This window comes from Streptomyces sp. NPDC051243 (assembly GCF_044455405.1).
In the GTDB taxonomy this organism is placed as follows: Bacteria; Actinomycetota; Actinomycetes; order Streptomycetales; family Streptomycetaceae; genus Streptomyces.
The window spans coordinates 12,553-30,378 of the sequence record NZ_JBITES010000022.1; the positions used below are offsets into that span (position 1 = coordinate 12,553).

At 70.8% G+C, this 17,826-nt stretch carries 13 protein-coding genes and 2 pseudogenes; 8 read left to right on the forward strand and 7 right to left on the reverse strand.

Annotated elements, in window-relative coordinates; all coding sequences use genetic code 11:
- Positions 1–519 (reverse strand): Lrp/AsnC family transcriptional regulator, encoded by a 519-nt coding sequence (locus ACIBAG_RS40665; protein WP_399112535.1) that lies wholly within the window; start codon positions 517–519, stop codon positions 1–3.
- A gap of 45 nt (positions 520–564) precedes the next feature.
- Between ACIBAG_RS40665 and ACIBAG_RS40670 the strand changes: the two genes are divergently transcribed.
- Both ACIBAG_RS40670 and ACIBAG_RS40675 read left to right on the forward strand, forming a co-directional pair.
- Positions 565–1,479: an NAD-dependent epimerase/dehydratase family protein gene (locus ACIBAG_RS40670; protein ID WP_399112536.1), complete on the forward strand. Its 915-nt coding sequence runs from the start codon at positions 565–567 to the stop codon at positions 1,477–1,479.
- Between the two features lies 1 nt (position 1,480).
- Positions 1,481–2,377: an aldo/keto reductase gene (locus tag ACIBAG_RS40675; RefSeq protein WP_399112537.1), complete on the forward strand. Its 897-nt coding sequence runs from the start codon at positions 1,481–1,483 to the stop codon at positions 2,375–2,377.
- Between the two features lie 93 nt (positions 2,378–2,470).
- Here the strand turns inward: ACIBAG_RS40675 and ACIBAG_RS40680 are convergent.
- The 3 genes and pseudogenes from ACIBAG_RS40680 to ACIBAG_RS40690 all read right to left on the reverse strand — a co-directional run bounded on the left by ACIBAG_RS40680 (position 2,471) and on the right by ACIBAG_RS40690 (position 6,775).
- Positions 2,471–3,320: pseudogene (locus ACIBAG_RS40680) on the reverse strand (XdhC family protein).
- Between the two features lie 233 nt (positions 3,321–3,553).
- Positions 3,554–5,065: an AAA family ATPase gene (locus ACIBAG_RS40685; protein WP_399112539.1), complete on the reverse strand. Its 1,512-nt coding sequence runs from the start codon at positions 5,063–5,065 to the stop codon at positions 3,554–3,556.
- A 288-nt stretch (positions 5,066–5,353) separates the two neighbouring features.
- Complete coding sequence (locus ACIBAG_RS40690; RefSeq protein WP_399112713.1) at positions 5,354–6,775, reverse strand: cation:dicarboxylate symporter family transporter; 1,422 nt, start codon at positions 6,773–6,775, stop codon at positions 5,354–5,356.
- Positions 6,776–6,975: 200 nt separating this feature from the next.
- On the opposite strand from ACIBAG_RS40690, the gene ACIBAG_RS40695 reads away from it, so the two are divergent.
- Both ACIBAG_RS40695 and ACIBAG_RS40700 read left to right on the forward strand, forming a co-directional pair.
- Complete coding sequence (locus tag ACIBAG_RS40695) at positions 6,976–8,820, forward strand: ATP-binding protein (RefSeq protein ID WP_399112540.1); 1,845 nt, start codon at positions 6,976–6,978, stop codon at positions 8,818–8,820.
- Entirely contained in the window at positions 8,817–9,521 is a 705-nt protein-coding gene (locus ACIBAG_RS40700) for a DUF977 family protein (protein WP_399112542.1), read from the forward strand. Before ACIBAG_RS40695 ends, ACIBAG_RS40700 begins: the two co-directional genes overlap by 4 nt.
- 82 nt (positions 9,522–9,603) lie before the next feature.
- Here ACIBAG_RS40700 and ACIBAG_RS40705 read toward each other — a convergent pair.
- Both ACIBAG_RS40705 and ACIBAG_RS40710 read right to left on the reverse strand, forming a co-directional pair.
- Positions 9,604–11,907, reverse strand: a pseudogene (locus tag ACIBAG_RS40705) (tetratricopeptide repeat protein); the annotation flags it as partial.
- Between the two features lie 78 nt (positions 11,908–11,985).
- Entirely contained in the window at positions 11,986–12,525 is a 540-nt protein-coding gene (locus ACIBAG_RS40710) for a hypothetical protein (protein WP_399112543.1), read from the reverse strand.
- Between the two features lie 26 nt (positions 12,526–12,551).
- Between ACIBAG_RS40710 and ACIBAG_RS40715 the strand changes: the two genes are divergently transcribed.
- Together ACIBAG_RS40715 and ACIBAG_RS40720 are read left to right on the forward strand one after the other, a co-directional pair.
- On the forward strand, positions 12,552–13,424 hold the full coding sequence (locus tag ACIBAG_RS40715) for a nucleosidase (RefSeq protein WP_399112545.1): 873 nt from the start codon (positions 12,552–12,554) through the stop codon (positions 13,422–13,424).
- Positions 13,425–13,524: 100 nt separating this feature from the next.
- Entirely contained in the window at positions 13,525–15,507 is a 1,983-nt protein-coding gene (locus ACIBAG_RS40720) for a tetratricopeptide repeat protein (RefSeq protein ID WP_399112715.1), read from the forward strand.
- A 15-nt stretch (positions 15,508–15,522) separates the two neighbouring features.
- Here the strand turns inward: ACIBAG_RS40720 and ACIBAG_RS40725 are convergent, their stop codons facing one another.
- Complete coding sequence (locus ACIBAG_RS40725; protein WP_399112547.1) at positions 15,523–16,020, reverse strand: ATP-binding protein; 498 nt, start codon at positions 16,018–16,020, stop codon at positions 15,523–15,525.
- 127 nt (positions 16,021–16,147) lie between these two features.
- On the opposite strand from ACIBAG_RS40725, the gene ACIBAG_RS40730 reads away from it, so the two are divergent.
- Together ACIBAG_RS40730 and ACIBAG_RS40735 are read left to right on the forward strand one after the other, a co-directional pair.
- On the forward strand, positions 16,148–16,279 hold the full coding sequence (locus tag ACIBAG_RS40730) for a hypothetical protein (RefSeq protein WP_399112727.1): 132 nt from the start codon (positions 16,148–16,150) through the stop codon (positions 16,277–16,279).
- Positions 16,280–16,425: 146 nt separating this feature from the next.
- Entirely contained in the window at positions 16,426–17,823 is a 1,398-nt protein-coding gene (locus tag ACIBAG_RS40735) for an extracellular solute-binding protein (protein ID WP_399112549.1), read from the forward strand.
- Positions 17,824–17,826 lie beyond the last annotated feature (3 nt).

Genomic DNA, 17,826 nt, shown 5'->3' on the forward strand with positions numbered 1-17,826 from the left:
TCAGGGCAACCGCGGCAGCAGGGGCTTTGTGCGCACCGGGGAGGACAGCACGATCGACGTCGTCGTACGGCCCAGCGCCGAGGTCTGTTCGAGGACCTCCTCCAGATGGACCGTGTCCTCGACGGCGACCTTGAGGATCCAGCAGTCCTCGCCCACGACATGGTGGACCTCGATGATCTCGGGGCGTTCGATCAGCTCCAGGGTGCGCGGGTGCCGGAGGTTGTAGCCGCCGTGCGGGTTGACCCGGATGAAGGCCTGGATGCCGTAGCCGAGCCGGGCGGGGGCGACCTGGGCGCCGTACCCGGTGATCGCGCCGGCCGCCTCCAGCCGCCGTACCCGTTCGGTGACCGCCGCCGGGCTGAGCCGCACCCGGCGGCCCAGTTCGCTCAGCTTGATCCGGCCGTCGGTCTGGAGGAGTTCGAGGATCTGCCGGTCCAGGGCGTCGAAGGCCACCGGGGTTTCGTTGGCGGCAGGGCGCAGATGCCGTGGTTCTTTCGGCGCGGTGGCCGGATCTCCCATGTCTTCCCCTTCAGGAGGTGGTGCGGAGCCAGGAGAATTATGGTCATGCGAAAGGCACGAGAGGTACTGGTCATCGGCGGCAACCGCTATTTCGGCAAGCGGCTGATCGCGCGACTGCTGGCCGCCGGAGACCGGGTGACGGTTCTCAACCGCGGATCGTCGGCGGCCCCGCCGGGCGTGGTTCACCTTGTCGCCGACCGCAACGACGAGAAGTCCCTGACGGCGGCGCTGGGTGCACGGACCTTCGACGTCGTCGTCGACCAGGTCTGTTACACCCCGCGGCAGGCTCGGATCGCCCGCCGGGTGTTCGCCGGCCGCACCCGTCGTTACGTGCTGACGTCCACGGTCGAGGTGTACGAGTACGAGGACTCCGTCGCCCCCGTGCGCGAGTCGGACGTGGATCCGCTGAGCGTGGCCGTGAACCTCGAACTCCCTTGGGACGACCCGGAGTTCCTCGAAAACCACTACGGCGAGGGCAAACGGCAGGCGGAGGCGGTCCTCGCCGCCGACCCGGCGTTCCCGTACACGGCGGTGCGCGTCGCCCATGTGCTGGGCGGGGACGACGACTTCACGGGCCGTATGGCCCACTATGCGAGCCGCATCCGCGCCGGTGAGCCGATCGCCGTACCGATGGTGAACCACCCGGCGACATACATCCATGTCGAGGAGATCGCCGACTTCCTCTTCTGGGCGGTGGGCCAGGACTTCACGGGCCCGGTCAACGCCGCGTCCCACGGTCTGCTGACCACCGAGGAGCTGTGCGCGGAGATCGCCGCGCACATCCCGCACGGCCGGACCGTCTTCGGGCGGGTCGAGGTCGGCGAGGTCTCCCCGTTCGCCTTCACCCGCGCCTACGGCATGGACAACTCCCGGGCCACGCGGCTCGGTTTCCGCTTCACGCACACCCGGCAGTGGCTCCCGAAGGCCGTCGCCGAGACCCTCGGAAAGGACGGCGGCTGACATGCGGTACCGCACTCTGGGCCCCCACCGGGTGAGCGCGATCGGCCTCGGTGTGATGCCGCTGTCCATCGAGGGCCGCCCCGACGAGCAGCGCGCCCTGGCCACCGTGCACGCCGCGCTGGACTCGGGGGTGACGCTGCTGGACACGGCGGACTCCTACCATCTGCCGGGCGCCGGGCCCGGCCACAACGAACACCTCGTCGCCCGCGCACTGGCCACGTACGGCGGTGACACGGACGGCGTTCTGGTGGCCACCAAGGGCGGCCGGGGCAGACCCTCCGACGGCAGCTGGACGGTCAACGGCCACCCCCGTCACCTCAAGGCGGCCGCCGAGGCCTCGCTCCGGCGACTGCGCGTCGAGGCGATCGGTCTCCACCAGCTGCACAAGCCCGACCCGGCCGTCCCGTTCGAGGAATCGGTCGGCGCGCTGCGCGAACTCCTCGACGAGGGCAAGATCCGCCTGGCCGGCGTCTCCAACACGGACGCGGACCAGATCCGCACGGCCCGTCGGATCCTCGGCGACCGGTTGGTGTCGGTGCAGAACCAGTACTCGCCCGCCGTACGGGACAGCGAGGCCGAGCTTCGCCTGTGTAGCGAGCTGGGCCTGGCGTTCCTGCCGTGGAGCCCGCTGGGCGGTATCTCGCGCAGCTCGCTGGACGGGCCGTCGCGGACGGAGGGCGAGGGCCGCTTCGGTGCCTTTCGCGCCGTCGCGGACGCGCACGGCGTCAGCCCTCAGCAGGTGTGCCTGGCCTGGCTGCTGGCACGGTCCCCGGCCGTGATCCCGATTCCGGGGGCGAGCCGTCCGGAGTCGATACGGGACTCGGCGGCCGCGGCCGAGCTGGTGCTCGACGCGGAGGAGCTGGCGCGGCTGGACGGTGGGGAGGAGCGGGAAGGGTGAACGGCGCTGTTGGCGTCACTTCGCGTGGCCGTGCACGCCGCGCTGACTGGGCCGGTCACGTCCTGGCGAACGGTGAGCGGCTGCGCGCATGCGTTACTCCTGCTGTCCGTTGCACCTGCTCACGGCCGGTCTGACGTAAGGGGTGCTCCGAGTGCCGGCCTGGCGTCGGACGAGCGGTCCATGGATCGGCCCCGTGCCGTCGTGCAGGGGCAAGCCGGTGGCGTGGTCGGCGTGGGAGATGATCTCCGCCGTGATGGAGACGGCTGTCTCCTCGGGGGTACGGACGCCGAGGTCGATCCCGATCGGTGAGCGCAGCCGGGCCGGCCGGGCCTCGGGCACACCGGCTTCGCGAAGGCGGCGCAGGCGTTCGTCGTGCTTTTCGGGGCAGGCGTCTGCGTCGCCGCCGATCTGGACGCGGGCGGTGCGTCCCGCCCGCAGGAGGGCAGCCGCCTGTGCCGTCACCGCCCGGTCCGCCTCGCCGTCGTCCAAGGTTCCGTGGGCCGCGTCGCCGAGGATGCACAGGGTGCGGCCGAGGAGTTCCTCGGGACCGTCGACGACCTGTGCCACAGCCGTGGGCCCACCCCGTCGGACCTCGTCGAAGGCGGCGGCCAGGTGGGGCTGCGCTGTGGGGTCGACGCGCTGGACCAGGACGTCGAGCTCGCCGCCGCAGGTCAGCCCGTCGGCGAAGGCGTCGTCGTCGGAGTAGCCGAACCAAGCGCGCCGGGGCATGCCCCCCTTCCTTGAGTACCTGCCGGCACAGCTCGTATGCGGCGCCCTCGACGCAGCCACCGGAGATGCTGCCGACCGCGTTGCCGTCCCTGTCGACCGCGACCGACGTACCGGCCGGCAGAGGGGCGCTGCCGTGGACGTCGACGACGGTGGCCAGGGCGAAGGGGCGTGCTTCGCGGCACCAGCGGTGCAGTGTGTCCGCGACGGTGAACATGGGCCTGTCTCCGTGGGTGTGGGGGAAGGGCCGCCTGCACGCTCTACGGGCCCGGGAACGCGGCGGCGGCTCTGGGCCCAGATCAACGCCTCCGCGAAGATGGGCAGTTCGCGGATGCGGCGGCCGGTGGCGTTGTAGACCGCGTTGGCGATGGCGGCCGCCCGGATCCACGCCGGTCAGTTGACGCGGGGCGGGTCGGCTCAGGTGACGGAGGCGCTCATTCCCCCTCGGCCCTATATGTCCTCCGCCGCCACACCCACGTCCTCCCCGCCGCGGTCCGTCTCCGCGTCCCGCACCCCGAGCAGGCGGCGGGTGAGGTGGTCGTGGTCGGAGAGGAGTTCGTCGAGGGCGGCGCGGACGTCGTCCGGTTCCGTGCGGGGTGACTCGCGCTCGGCCGCGATCAGTACGGAGCGCCGTACCAGCTCCTTGGTGAAGGAGGCCGTCGTGCCCTCCGTGCGGGCCACCACCTCGTCGGCGATGTCCTTGCCGAGGCCGAGACCGGCGCCGTAGAGCCGGAGGAGGCGGGCGCGGCCCTCGGCATCGGGGAGGGGGATCTCCACGGCGAGGTCGATACGGCCGGGGCGCTGGACCAGGGCCGGCTCCAGCAGGTCGGCGCGGTTGGTGGTGAGGAGGAAGGCGACGTCGGCGTCGTCGCCGAGGCCGTCCATCTCGTTCAGGACCTGGAAGAGCAGGGGCTGGTCGCCACCGCCGTAGTCCCGGGCCTCGGCGATCAGATCGCAGTCCTCCAGGACGACGAGCGCCGGCTGGAGCATACGGGCGAGGGCGCAGGCGGGGCCGATGGCCGAGATGCTGGTGCCGGAGAGGATCACGACCGTGAACTGCGGGAGGTGGGAGAGCAGATAGCGGATCGTGTGGGTCTTGCCGGTGCCGGGCGGGCCGTACAGCAGCAGTCCGCGGCGAAGGTGCTGGCCTGCCGCGCGGAGTTGGTCGCGCCGCCGGGCCACGCCCATGACCTGGCGCTCCAGGCGTTCGAGGAGGCCGGTGGGCAGCACGACCTCGTCGCGGGTGAGGCCGGGGCGGCGGTGGAAACTGAAGGGCCCGAGGCCGTGCCGGAACTCGGATCCCTCGAAGGAGAGGACCTGGCCGCGGAAGACGTTGTGTTCGCGTACGAGGGTGTCGAGCCCGGCGAGCAGACGGTCCGCGAACTCCTTGTCCCGCGCGAGGACCTCCACCTCGACCTTGTTGCGCCCGTACTCGTCGCGCGGGCCGCGCAGCAGCACGGCGAACCGTTCGTCGCCGTCCCGGCCGAGGTAGAACCCGCAGGAGACGCAGGCCAGTTCGGTGTCCGGTGCGACGGGGAGATGGGCGTAGTCGACGGCGCCGATCACGAAGTGGTCGTAGCGGTCGGCCGCGTCGAGGATGTCGCCGAGGGTGAGGTCGCCGTGGTGCCGGCCGCCGCGCAGGCCGATCAGTTCGTAGGAGCGGGCGGGGTCGGCGGCGAACCAGCGCTCCAGGGCGAGGTGCACGTTGGGCAGGTCGTACGGCGCGTAGGCCGCCTTGACGACGGGGCGGTCGGCGGGGGTGGAGCCGAGGTGGGCCATCAGGCGGGCGCTGAGGTTGCGGCCGTCTTCCCGGTCCTTGCCGGATGCGCGGGTGACCGCGGTCAGGAACTCGTGGAACAGGTCGTTGACTTGGTCGAGTGAGACACGTGGGGGCTCATGACCCGAGCTGAGCATCGCCTCTTCCGCCATGCCCGCCTCCTGCTCCCGGTGGACGGCCTGCATCAGGGCTCCAGCGTGCGGGCCGAGCGGGCGGCAGGTCAAAGCATTTCATTCGGCCGGGCACGCCTTCACCACGTCTTCCGGTGACGCGGTTCAGGCGTACGGCAGTTGCCGTACGCCTGAATCGGGAAATCGGGGACCGGCGACCGTGACCGGGCGGCTGAGCGACGGGGGAGCCACTCAGCCGCCCGGAGTGTGTCGGCCGGACGCCCGGCCCCGGTTCAGGCGGGGCCGGACGTCCGGAGCGAGGAGGGGCCGAAGGCACCTTCAGGGGGCTCCCTGGCAGAGCGCCTACGCCTTGGCGAGTTCCTTCTCGCCACCCTGTTCCGACGCCTCCGCGGCCGGGCCGCCGTGGCCGTCGTCGTCCAGGAGGGTCTTCTCGTCGAACGGGAGCTGTCCGGCGAGCACCTTGCCCACCTGGTCCTTGTCGATCTCCTTGGTCCAGGTGCCGATCAGGACCGTGGCGACGGCGTTGCCCGCGAAGTTCGTCAGGGCGCGGGCCTCGCTCATGAAGCGGTCGATGCCGACGATGAGGCCGATGCCGTCCACCAGGGCCGGCTTGTGCGACTGCAGACCACCGGCCAGCGTGGCCAGACCCGCACCGGTGACACCGGCCGCGCCCTTCGAGGCGACCAGCAGGAACAGCAGCAGCGGGATCTGCTCACCGATCGACATCGGTGTGCCCATGGCGTCGGCGATGAACAGGGACGCCATGGTCATGTAGATCATGGTGCCGTCGAGGTTGAAGGAGTAGCCGGTCGGGACGGTGATGCCGACCACCGGCTTGCTGACGCCGAGGTGCTCCATCTTCGCGATGAGGCGCGGCAGCGCGGACTCGGAGGAGGAGGTCGACAGGATCAGCAGGAACTCACGGCCCAGGTACTTGAAGAGCGTGAGGATGTTGAGACCGGCGACGATCCGCAGCAGCGCGCCGAGCACGATGAACACGAAGAGGAAGCAGGTGACGTAGAAGCCCAGCATCAGGATGGCCAGCTTCTTGAGCGCGTCGACACCGGCGGACCCGGTGACGGCGGCGATGGCGCCGAAGGCACCGACCGGGGCGGCCCACATCACCATGGCGAGGACGCGGAAGACGAGCCGCTGGATGTGCTGCACACCACGCAGGATCGGCTCGCCGGTGGAGCCCATGCCCTGCAGCGCGAAGCCGACGAGCAGCGCGACCAGCAGGGTCTGGAGGACCTCCTGGACGGTGAAGGCGGAGACGAGCGTGGTCGGGATGATGCCGAGCAGGAACTCGGTGGTGTCCTTGGCCTCCGAGTCGACCTGGGCGTGACCGGCCTCCTTGACCGCGTCGGTCACGGCGAGCCCGGTGCCCGGCTCCAGGATGTTGCCGACGACCAGACCGATACCGAGCGCGACCAGCGACATCGCGAGGAAGTAGACCAGCGCGAAACCGCCGACCTTGCCGACCTTGGCGGCCTTCCGTACCGAGCCGATGCCCAGCACGATCGTGCAGAAGATGATCGGCGCGATCATCATCTTGATCAGGTTCACGAAGCCCGTTCCGATGGGCTTCAGCTCCACCGCGAAGTCGGGCGCGATGAGACCCACGGCGATACCGAGGGCGACCGCGATGATCACCGCGATGTAGAGGTAGTGCGTGCGGTCCCGCTTGGCGACGGGTGCGGCAGGTGCCGTATCGGGGGAACTGGCGGCGGCCACGGCTGCCCTCCTTGACGTCTTCGTCGGCATCACCGGCGTGCGGCTCACGTCCGGGGTGGGGGTTCGCTGATCAGGTGCCGTACCCCGGGGAGGGGCACGCCGCCCCGGGGGACGGGGGTGTCGTGCGGGGTGTCTTCATTCAGCGATGCGGTGACTATCTCCTGCCGTGTGAGGGCGGTCACCCTTCCGTTCATTTAGTTCACAATCAGCCAGGGAGGCAGACTGACGACATGCGCATCCCCGCGATTCCGAGACCCCGCAGCCTGGCCGGCCAGCTCTTCGCCATGCAGGCCGTGCTGATAGCGGTGCTCGTCGCCGGGTACGCGGTGTTCACGTACGTCAGCGACCGCGGCCAGGCCGAGGAGGCGGCGGGCCGGCAGGCGATGGCGGTGGCCCAGTCGATCGCCGACGCCCCGTCCGTACGGGAGGCGATCCGCACCTCCGACCCGACCGCCGAGCTCCAGCCGTACGCGCTCCGCGTCCAGCACGACGCCGACGTCGACTTCGTCACGATCATGAACTCCGAGGGCATCCGCTGGACGCACCCCGACCCGGAGCAGATCGGCCAGCACTTCCGCGGCCACACGGAGCGCGCCCTGCGCGGTGAGCCGTTCACCGAGGTGTACACCGGCACGCTCGGCCCGTCGGTCCGCGCGGTCGTGCCGATCTACGACGGCGGGCGTACGCCGCGGGACATCGTCGGGCTGGTCAGCGCGGGTATCCGGGTCGAGGCGATCAGCAAGCGGGTGCAGGACCAGCTGACGGCCCTGATCGGGGTGGCGGGGGGCGCGCTCGCGCTGGGCGCGATCGGGACGTACGTCATCAACGCGCGGCTGCGCCGTCACACGCACGGCATGAACGCGGCCGAGCTGAGCCGGATGCACGACTACCACCAGGCCGCGTTGCACGCGGTGCGTGAGGGGCTGCTGATGCTGGACGGGCAGTACCGGGTGGCGTTGATCAACGACGGGGGACGGGAGCTGCTGGGGGTGGCGGGTGACGTGGTCGGCCAGTCGGTGGCGGACCTGGGCCTGCCCGCACCGTTGACCGGGGCGCTGCTGGCGTCCGAGCCGAGAGTGGACGAGGTCCATCTGACCGCGGAACGGGTCCTGGTGGTGAACACGTCACCGGTGTCGGGCGGTGAGCGCCGCGGAACGGTGGTCACGCTCCGGGACGTCACCGAACTCCAGTCCCTGATGGGCGAGTTGGACTCCGAGCGGGGCTTCACGCAGGCACTGCGGTCACAGGCGCACGAGGCGGCGAACCGGCTGCACACGGTCGTTTCGCTCATCGAGCTGGGGCGCGCGGAGGAGGCGGTGGAGTTCGCTACGGCTGAGCTGGAGCTGGCGCAGGCGCTGACCGACCAGGTCGTGGCGGCGGTGAGCGAGCCGGTGCTGGCGGCACTGCTGCTAGGGAAGACCGCGCAGGCGAACGAGCGGGGCGTGGAGCTGGTGGTGTCGGAGGACAGCCGGCTGGATGACGGGCTGCTGCCGGAGACTCTGCCCGCGCGGGATCTGGTGACCATGTTGGGCAACTTGATCGACAACGCGGTGGATGCGGCGCAGGGGAGCGTGCGGGCGCGGGTGACGGTGACGGCGTACGCGGAGGGGGGCGTGGGCGGCTCCGGTGGCGAGTTGGTGCTGCGGGTGTCCGACACGGGGGCGGGGGTGGATCCCGCGCATGCGGAGGCGGTGTTCCAGCGGGGGTTCTCGACCAAGCCGGCCGGGCCGGGGGGCCGGGGGCTGGGGTTGGCGCTGGTGCGGCAGGCCGTGAGCCGGCATGAGGGTCGGTTGTCGGTTGCGGAGGCCGACGGAGGTGGGGCGGTGTTCGAGGTGCGGTTGCCGTTGGGCGAGGGGGCCGGTTCGACGGGCGGGACCGGTCCGGCAGAGGGCGCCGTGTCCGGGGGACGGGGCACTTCGGCGGACGAGGCCGACGGGGCCGGTGGCCAGGACGGGGGCGCGTCGGCAGAGCGGGCGGATTCCGCGGGCGGCGTCGTTTCGGCGGAAGGGGCCGTTTCGGCTTCGGCGAAAGGGGCCGCTTCCAAGGGCTCGGTGAGTTCAAGAGGTGACGTATGACGGCGGCGGCCGAGAAGGCGATTCGCGTCCTGGTCGTGGAGGACGACCCGGTGGCGGCGGACGCGCATGTGATGTACGTCGGCCGGGTGCCGGGGTTCGTCGCGGTCGGCAAGGCGCATACGGGCGCGGAGGCGCGGCGGGCGCTGGAGCGGACGCCGGTGGATCTGTTGCTGCTCGATCTGCACCTGCCGGATGTGCACGGGTTGCAGTTGGCGCGGTCGTTGCGGGCGGCCGGGCATCACGCGGACGTGATAGCGGTGACGTCGGCGCGGGATCTGGCCGTGGTACGGGAAGGCGTGTCGCTGGGGGTCGTGCAGTACGTGCTGAAGCCTTTTACGTTCGCGACGCTTCGGGATCGGCTGGTGCGCTACGCCGAGTTCCATGCGGCGGTGGGTGAGGCGAGCGGGCAGGACGAGGTGGACCGGGCGCTGGCTGCGTTGCGGGCGCCGGGGCCGGCGGCGCTGCCGAAGGGGTTGAGTGGGCCGACGCTGGAGCGGGTCACCGGGGTGGTGCGGGACGCCGAGGAGGGACTCACGGCGGCCGGGGTCGCCGAGGCCGTGGGGATCTCCCGGATCACGGCCCGGCGGTATCTGGAGCACCTGGTGGAGGCGGGGAGGGCCGAGCGGAAGCCGGTTTATGGGCAGGTGGGGAGGCCGGAGTTGGTTTATCGGTGGGTGAGGGGGGTGGAGAAGGGGCGTTAGGGGGCGTGTCGTTGAGGGCGGCGGCGTAGGTGCGGGCCTGAGCGGCTTGGTCCAGAGCGTTGGCGTGGGTGTAGGCGTCGGCGGCCTGAAGCCAGTGGGTGCGGGCCTGGGCGGTGCGATGAGCATACCTGTGGAGCACAGCCAGGCTGTGGAGAACGACTGCCTCGCGATACCAGTCCTCGAAGTCCCGGAAGATCGCACGGGCCATGCCGTATGCCTCAACCGCCTCCTGCGCCCGGCCCATCTCCCCCAGGGCTCTGCCGAGGTTGCCCCACGCGAAGGCCTCGCGGTGGCGGTCCCCTTCGGCCTGGTACAGGTCGCGGGCGCGGGTGTGGGCATCGACAGCCTCCTGCGCCAGCCCCGCCTCCCGCAGGGCAGCGCCGAGGCTCGTCCACGCGCTGGCCTCTCCGAGGCGGTCACCGGTTGCCTGGAACAGGTCGCGGGCGCGGGTCTGGGCGTCGACAGCCTCCTGCGTCAAGCCCGCCGCCCATAGGGCGCCGCCGAGGTTGTTCCACGCTCCGGCCTCGCCATGGCGGTACCCGGCGGCCTGGAACAGACTGCGGGCCCGGTTGAGGACGTCGATCGCCTCGTCCGCCCGGCCAGCCTCCCGCAGAGCGAGGCCGAGGTTGTTCCACGCGCCGGCCTCGTCCCACTGATCCCCGGCCCGGCGGGCGGCCTCCCGCGCAGCCCCCGCGACGGCGATCCAGTCATCGAAGTACCGCCGCCACTCCAGATACGTCCCCAGATGCTGGGCCAGCGTCACCGCCGCCCCCGCGAACCGCTCCTCCCGCCCCCACCCCACCGCCGCCACCAAACCCGTCCGCTCCCCGTCCAGCCACGCCAACGCCTGCCCCCGATCCCCGAACCGCTCCGGCACCGGCTTGCCCGGCAGCCACAACAAGCGGGCATCAGCCGCACCCGCCCACCGCCGGTAGAACTCCAGCACCCGCTCCCGCGCCGCCTCCCCCTCCTCCCGCAACCCCGCATCCCCCGCCATCACACCCGCCCCGAACACCCGCACCAAGTCATGCAACCGCCACCATCCGCGCCCACTCCCCCGCTGAACGAGGTGTGCACGGGCCAAGGCCTTCATCTCCCGTACCGGAGGCACCTCGCCACCGACCAGCGCGGCGACGACCTCGTCACTCACCTCGGACCCCGGCGCGAGAGCGAGCAGGCGCAACAGCCGGGCCTGCTCGAACGGCAGTCGGCGGTAGGAGAGCTCAAAGGCGGCACGAACGCTGCGCTCGCCGTCGTCCAGATGGTCCAGCCGATCCCGAGACTCGGCCAGTTCCTCCACAAGTTCCGCCACCGGCATGTCCGGGTCCTCCGCCAGCAGAGCGGCCGCAATCTGCAGGGCCAGCGGGAGATGCCCGCACAGGCCGGCCAGCTGCTCGGCCGTATCGGGGGCGTCGACGACCCGGCTGTCGGACGGGTCGGCGATCCGCAGTGCGAGGTCGAGGAGTTCGTACGCCTCCCTCGGGCTGAGCTGGTCCAAGGGGACCAGCCGCGCGCCCAGTTGGGGCAGCCTGTCGCGGGACGTGACCAGGACCTGGTGCCGGGCGTCACCCGGCAGGAGAGGCCGCACCTGGTCCGGCGAGGAGGCGTTGTCGGTCAGGACCAGCACCGCACCGCGTTCCTCGGCCCGGGTGGCCAGCGTCGAGCGGTAGAGCACCGCCCGCTCATCTGCTGTAGTGGGGATGTGTTCCGGCGGGATGCCCAGGGCGCGGAGCAGTGCCTGGAGGGCATGGTCGGCGGTGACGGGCTCCTGGTCGTAACCGTGCAGGTCGATGAAGAGAACCCCGCCCGGAAACCAGCCCCGCGCGCAGGCCAGATACGCGGTCTCGACGGCAAGCGCGGTCTTGCCGATGCCACCGAGCCCGGACACGGCAGCCACGAGGGTCGCCGCCGACTCGGACGACTGTTCCCCGGCTGGGTCCAGCGCGCCCAGCAACACATCCGTCTCGCGCTCCCGGCCGGTGAACCCGCCGGGCCTCGGCGGCAGCCCGGCCATCGCCTCGGGAAGGGCGGCCCCTCCCTGGTGGACCACAAGCTGCACGCCGACCACCTCGCGCAGGAAAACCCCGCCCCGAAAGTCGGCGTGGTCGCCGTCGTACCAGGACGTCTCACTCCCCGGCGCATACCGCTCCATGGCCCGCGCGACGACACCGGCGACGCCCCGGGGATCGGCGCCGAGCAGGTCGGCCACGGCCTCGCCCCACTCCCGTACGGCAGCCCGCCGGGCCGGGTCTTTCGCCGCCTCAGCGATATCCAGGGCAGGCGCCCCGGCGTCCAGCCCAACCGCTCGCGCAAGCCGCTCCACCGCCCGGCGTCCGCCGTCCCCACCCGCGCCCTCGGCCAGGGCCGCCAGTAGCGCCGCTTTCATCCGCCCGTTCCCTACCCGTGCTCACCCCGTTGGCCAGCGCATAGTGCGTACGTCAAAGGTACGGCGTCAGGAGGGAGTTCACGGTGCCTTCGCGTACCACAGGACCTGCGAGGCAAGCCCCGCCACGGCGAGCGCTTCCAGCACCGACAGCGTGACCATCAGCCCGCCGCCATCGCCGTCCGCCCAGAACACCACCAGCGCGGCCAGCGGCACGGCGCAGAAGGCCGTCAGGTCGACGACGGTCTGGACGGCCTTACGGGCCCTGCGCCGCGCGTCCCCACGGTGCGCGGTCTCCCAGCCGAACGCCTGGAAGCCGCCCCCCGGCTCGGCCAGCGCCGCGAGCCGCGGACCGAGATCCTCGCGGACGTACCTGCCGATCGCGGAGATCTTCTCGTCGTTCACGAGGTAGGTCCACCCGAGCACGACGCACACCGGCGGCAAAGCGAGCAGCATCGACGCCTGTTTGGCCTGCGCGGCCGCGGCGATGACGGCGGCGACGACGGCAAGCGTCACGTAGAGCAGGTTGTCCCGGAACCCGATCCGCGCCTTCTGCTCGTCCTTCACGCTCTGGTACTCGGCGAGCAGCAACTGCCCGACGGTGACGTCCTGTTCCGGCACTCGATTCCTTCCCCCGGCGGTACGTTATGAGTGTGCCGGAGACACAGCCCACTGTTCTCGTCCTGACCGCGCTCCCCCTCGAATACGCCGCCATCCGCGTGCACGTCGAGGGGCGGCGGGAGCTCGTGCACCCTGACGGAACCCGAGTGGAGAAGGGCCAACTGCCCAGCACTTCCTGGCATGTTGCCATCGCCGAACTTGGCATGGGCGCCGAGCGGGCCGCCTCTCTCACCACACAGCTCATCAACTGGCTGCATCCCGAGGCCGTGCTCTTCGTCGGTGTCGCCGGCGGTCTGAAGGACGACGTCGGGATCGGGGACGTCGTCGTGGGTACGCAGGTGTACGAGATCCACGGCGGTAAGCAGACGCCCGAGGGTTTCCTTGTGCGGCCGAAGGCCCTGCCGGGCTCGCATGCGCTGGAACAGGCGGCGCGTTCCGCCGTGCGGGACATGCCGGAGGTGCGGGCGCACTTTATGCCGATCGCCACGGGGGACGTGGTCTTGGCGGACGCCGAGTCCGAGATCGCCCGGTTCATCCGCGGGAGCTACAACGACGCGGGCGCGATCGAGATGGAGGGCTCCGGGACGCTCCAGGCGGCCCACCTGAACGGCCAGTTGAACGCCCTGGTGATCCGGGGCATCAGCGACCGGGCCGACGCGGGTAAGAGCAGAGCCGACGCCTCGGGTTCGCAAGAGCTCGCCGCCAAGCAGGCGGCCGCGGTGACGGTGGCGGTGCTGCGCAAGCACCGGCCCCGCAAGGGATCCTCCGCTTCCTCCGACTCCGAGGAGGGTCCCCATCGGCACGGGGACGGCGCGGCGACGTACGGCGGAGACCACATCGACTTCCGGGGCGGCACCTTCTACGGCCCCGTCACCGGCAAGGGCAACGGGCGAGGGTAGGGGCGGCAGGGGCACCACCCATGGTCCGGTCCCGCGCGCGACCGCGACACTCCCGCCCCGCCCTCTGGGCTTCACCGGCCGATCGGCGGATCTGGACCGCCTGCTCCCGCACCTCTCCCCCGGGGAGGACGACACGGCCGCGCTCCCACTCCTCATCTTCGCCGTCACCGGTATGGGCGGCGTCGGCAAGACCGCGCTTGCGGTGGAGGCGGCGCACCGGTCCCGTGCGCGGGGCTGGTTCCCGGGCGGAACGCTCTTCGTGGACCTGCGCGGGTACGACGACGACCCGGTTACGGCCGATCAGGCGGTACTGGCTCTGCTCGACGCGCTCGGCGTACGGGACCGGGATCTGCCGCCGACGTCCGAGCGCCAGTACGACGCATATCGGGCGCTCCTCGCTGAACGAGACCGGATGCTGCTGATCCTTGACAACGCCTCGGACCCGTCCCAGTACCTGCCGCTGCTGCCCGGAACGGACCACCACCGGGTGCTCATCACGTCCCGGGACCGGCCCGACGCCCTTGCGGTGCGCCTGATCGACCTGGAAACACTCGCCCCGGATGATTCCGTCGCCCTCGTGACCCGCGCCCTGCACGACACCGACGAACGGGACGACCGTCCGGCGCGTGACCCCGACGCGCTACGCGAACTGGCCGACCTTTGCGGCCACTTGCCCCTGGCCCTGCAGATCGCCACGGGGATGCTGCGCCGAAGACGGCATCGGGACATCGCCTCGCTGGTGGCTGAGATCGGCGACGCCGGGGACCCGACCTCCGTCCTCGACCGCGGCAGCCCCGGAACCGACCTGTATGGACGCTCACTCGTCCTGCGCCCCGTGCTGGAGACCTCGTACCGTCGGCTGCCGCCCAATGAGGCCCGGCTGCTGTGTCTGCTCTGTCTTGCTCCGGGTGCGGAGACCGGCACAGAGGCGATCGCTGCTCTTGCCGACCTCGACACGGAGTCCGCGCTGTCCCTGCTGGAGGACCTGGCCGCCAGATATCTCGTCGCGCCGGCGCGGGGCGGCTATGGGAAGGCTTCCGCAGTGCGGTGGCGGGTGCATGACTTGGTGCGGGTATTTGGTGCGGGAGTGGTGGCGGGGGAGGCGGGGTTGCGGGAGGAGGGAGAGGCGGCGCAAGAGCGGGTGCTGGACTTCTACTGGCGGTGGGCGGATGCGGCGGATGACCGGTTGCGGTGGCTGCCGGGGATGGCGGAGCCGGAGCGGTTCGGGGACCGGGGGCAGGCACTGGCGTGGCTGGACGGGGAACGAGCGGGTCTGGTGGCGGCTGTGGCGTGGGGGCGGGAGGAGCGCTTCGCGGACGCGGCGGTGAGGCTGGCCGGGTGTCTGGGGGAGTACTTGCGCTGGCGGCGGTATTTCGACGACTGGATCGCCGTCGCGGAGGCCGCGCGGGAGGCCGCCCACCTTGCCGGGGACCGACTGGGCGAGGCCATGGCGTGGGACCATCTCGGCCTCGCCCTGCGGGACGCAGGCCGGGCGGAGGACGCGATCACCGCCCACACCCAGGCCCGCGACCTGCACCAGGACGCAGGAGACCGCCACAACGAAGCCGGCTCATGGAACAACCTGGGCCTCGCCCTGCGGGAGGCAGGCCGGGCGGAGGACGCGATCACCGCCCACACCCAGGCCCGCGACCTGTTCCGGGTCGCCGGAGACCGCCACCATGAGGGCGTCGTGTGGAACAACCTCGGCAGCGCTCTGCGCCAGGCGGGCCGGGCGGAGGAGGCGATCGCCGCCCACATCCAGGCCTGCAACCTGTCCCGGGCCGCAGGAGACCGCCACAACGAAGCCGGCTCATGGAACAACCTCGGCCTCGCCCTGCGGGAGACGGGCCAGATGGAGGAGGCGATCGAGGCGTACGGCAAGTCCCTGGTGCTCCGCGAGGAGTTCGAGGACTGGTACGGCGAAGGGCAGACCCTCGAAAACCTGGCCTTCCTTTATGAGGACGCCCACCGGCCCGCCAAGGCTCGCGCCGCCTACCTCCAGTCCGCCAACGCCTTCACCCGTGCCAATGCTCCGGACCGAGCAGCACAAGCCCGCGCCCGCGCCGCCGAACAACCCGGATAACTCCCCGCCCTCACCTCACCCCCAAATACCCCCGAGCCCCCGCCAAGGCACCACCGCCGCATCCGTGTCCCACCCGGACTCCCGAGCCTCCCCGAACCCCCAGTCCCCGTTACACGCCCGCACCACGCACCCCAACACGCGCAACGCCGCCCGCCTCCGCGCATCGCACGCCGCGACCAGCCGAGGATTCTCGTGCCGCCGATGCCCGTCGTACAGCACCACCCGCAGCGCCCCCTCCCGATACCGCAACGACAGATACACCTCGTGCCCCGGCGTGAACCGGCAAGCACATGCGGCGAGATCCCCCACCACCTGCACCACCGCATCCGCCATGTCCTCCAGCCCATGCCCTTGAAGCACGGCCCGCGTGGTGACCCGAGCGATCCGCGAGCTGACCGGCCCTGCGGGCAGGGTGAGGCTGTACGTGAGCGCGTCGGGCGAGGGCGGCGCGATGTCCGTCTCCTCGGCGAAGACGGGACAGGTGGAGACGGCCCCGAGTACGGACACAGACATGAGCAACCCCCTTGTCGACTGCGGACGTTCGACGGCGTACCGACACCCCGCCCGGTACGCGGGCAGGCTCGTGCGATGCACTTCCAACGGCGTCGGGCCGTAAGCGGCTCATCACTGGCTGTAGGACATGATCGGAGTACGTGTACTACTTTTCGCGGAACTCCTCGGCCAGGAAGACCACTACCTCACCGACACCCGCGAAGCCCTCCGCACCCTCATCCGCGACATCAAGGCCGGAAAGGCCGACCACCTCCTGTAGCCGATAGCCGAAGCCGCCATCGCCACGGCAACCACCGCCGCCCAATCGGCCGCACACACATTGACCTGACTAGACCACTCAACTTACGTTCACCAGGCAGCCATCCCCGCGCCACAACGAAGTGCGTCCGCAGGAGGTCATGCCCCGTGCGCCCCACCGCCGCCCGCCCCGCCCTCCCCACACTCCTCGCCCTCACCCTCGCCGCCGCAGGCACCCTCACAGCCTGCGGCAGCAGCTCCGGCAGCGACCCGGACACCGTCAAGGTCTCCTTCAAACAGTCCACGGACAACTCCATCAAGGTGATGGACACCTACCTGGCGGACATCAAGAAGCAGTTCGAGAAGGCGAACCCCGGCAAGAAGGTCGAGTTCGTCCCCATCAAGGCCCCGGACTCGGAGTACTACACCAAGCTCCAGCAGATGCTCCGCTCCCCCAAGACCGCCCCCGACCTGGTCTACGAGGACACCTTCCTCATCAACTCGGACATCACCAGCGGATACCTGAAACCCCTCGACCCGTACCTCGCCAAGTGGCCGGACTGGAACCAGTTCCTCGACACGGCCAAAGAAGCCGCCAAGGGCGAGGACGGCAAGACGTACGGCATCCCGGACGGCACCGACACCCGGGGCCTGTGGTTCAGCAAGGACATCTTCAAGAAGGCCGGCCTGCCCACCGACTGGCAGCCGAAGACCTGGAACGACATCCTCGACGCGGCCCGCACCATCAAACAAAAGGCCCCCGACGTCATCCCCCTCAACGTCTACACGGGCAAACCCGTCGGCGAAGCCGCCACCATGCAGACCTTCGAGATGCTGCTCTACGGCACGGATGGCGCCGGCACGAACGGCGGCACCTCGGACCCCCTCTACGACAAGTCCGCCAAGAAGTGGATCGCCGGCAGCCAGGGCTTCAAGGACGCCCTTGCCTTCGTCGAGACGGTCTACAAGGAGAAACTCGGCCCGGACGTCTCCGACGCCCTCGACCCCAACGTCATGACCCGCGTCCGCGGCGAGTGGCTCCCGCAGGGCAAGCTCGCCATCGCCCTCGACGGCTCGTGGCTCCCGCAGGACTGGCTTGCGGGCAGCGGACACGAATGGCCCGAGTGGTCCGACGAACTCGGCCTCGCCGCCATGCCCACCCAGAACGGCCAGGCCCCCGGCAAGGTCAGCATGTCCGGCGGCTGGACCTGGTCGATCCCGGCCAAGGCGGGCAACCCCGACCTCGCGTTCGAGTTCATCAAGACGATGCAGACGAAGGCGAACGCCCAGAAGTGGTACGTCGCCAACTCCGGCATCGCGGTACGGCAGGACGTCGCGGAGGACCCCGCCTACATCGACGCCCAGCCCGGCATCAAGTTCTTCACGGACCTGGTCGCCAGCACGCACTACCGGCCCGCCTACCCGGCGTACCCGAAGGTCTCCACCGCCGTGCAGGAGGCGATGGAGGGGGTGACGACGGGCGACATGTCGGTGGACGAGGCCGCGAAGGGCTACGACGAGGAGTTGAGGTCGGCGACGGACGACCAGGTGATCGAGAAGAAGTGAACG

Excerpts from the sequence above, each read along its gene's own strand:
- ACIBAG_RS40675 (WP_399112537.1), top strand. The coding sequence starts at position 1,481 with ATGCGGTACCGCACTCTGGGCCCCCACCGGGTGAGCGCGATCGGCCTC.
- ACIBAG_RS40725 (WP_399112547.1), bottom strand. The coding sequence starts at position 16,020 with ATGTCTGTGTCCGTACTCGGGGCCGTCTCCACCTGTCCCGTCTTCGCC.
- ACIBAG_RS40715 (WP_399112545.1), top strand. The coding sequence starts at position 12,552 with ATGAGTGTGCCGGAGACACAGCCCACTGTTCTCGTCCTGACCGCGCTC.
- ACIBAG_RS40695 (WP_399112540.1), top strand. The coding sequence starts at position 6,976 with ATGCGCATCCCCGCGATTCCGAGACCCCGCAGCCTGGCCGGCCAGCTC.
- ACIBAG_RS40690 (WP_399112713.1), bottom strand. The coding sequence starts at position 6,775 with ATGCCGACGAAGACGTCAAGGAGGGCAGCCGTGGCCGCCGCCAGTTCC.
- ACIBAG_RS40730 (WP_399112727.1), top strand. The coding sequence starts at position 16,148 with ATGATCGGAGTACGTGTACTACTTTTCGCGGAACTCCTCGGCCAGGAA.
- ACIBAG_RS40700 (WP_399112542.1), top strand. The coding sequence starts at position 8,817 with ATGACGGCGGCGGCCGAGAAGGCGATTCGCGTCCTGGTCGTGGAGGAC.
- ACIBAG_RS40670 (WP_399112536.1), top strand. The coding sequence starts at position 565 with ATGCGAAAGGCACGAGAGGTACTGGTCATCGGCGGCAACCGCTATTTC.
- ACIBAG_RS40665 (WP_399112535.1), bottom strand. The coding sequence starts at position 519 with ATGGGAGATCCGGCCACCGCGCCGAAAGAACCACGGCATCTGCGCCCT.
- ACIBAG_RS40685 (WP_399112539.1), bottom strand. The coding sequence starts at position 5,065 with ATGCAGGCCGTCCACCGGGAGCAGGAGGCGGGCATGGCGGAAGAGGCG.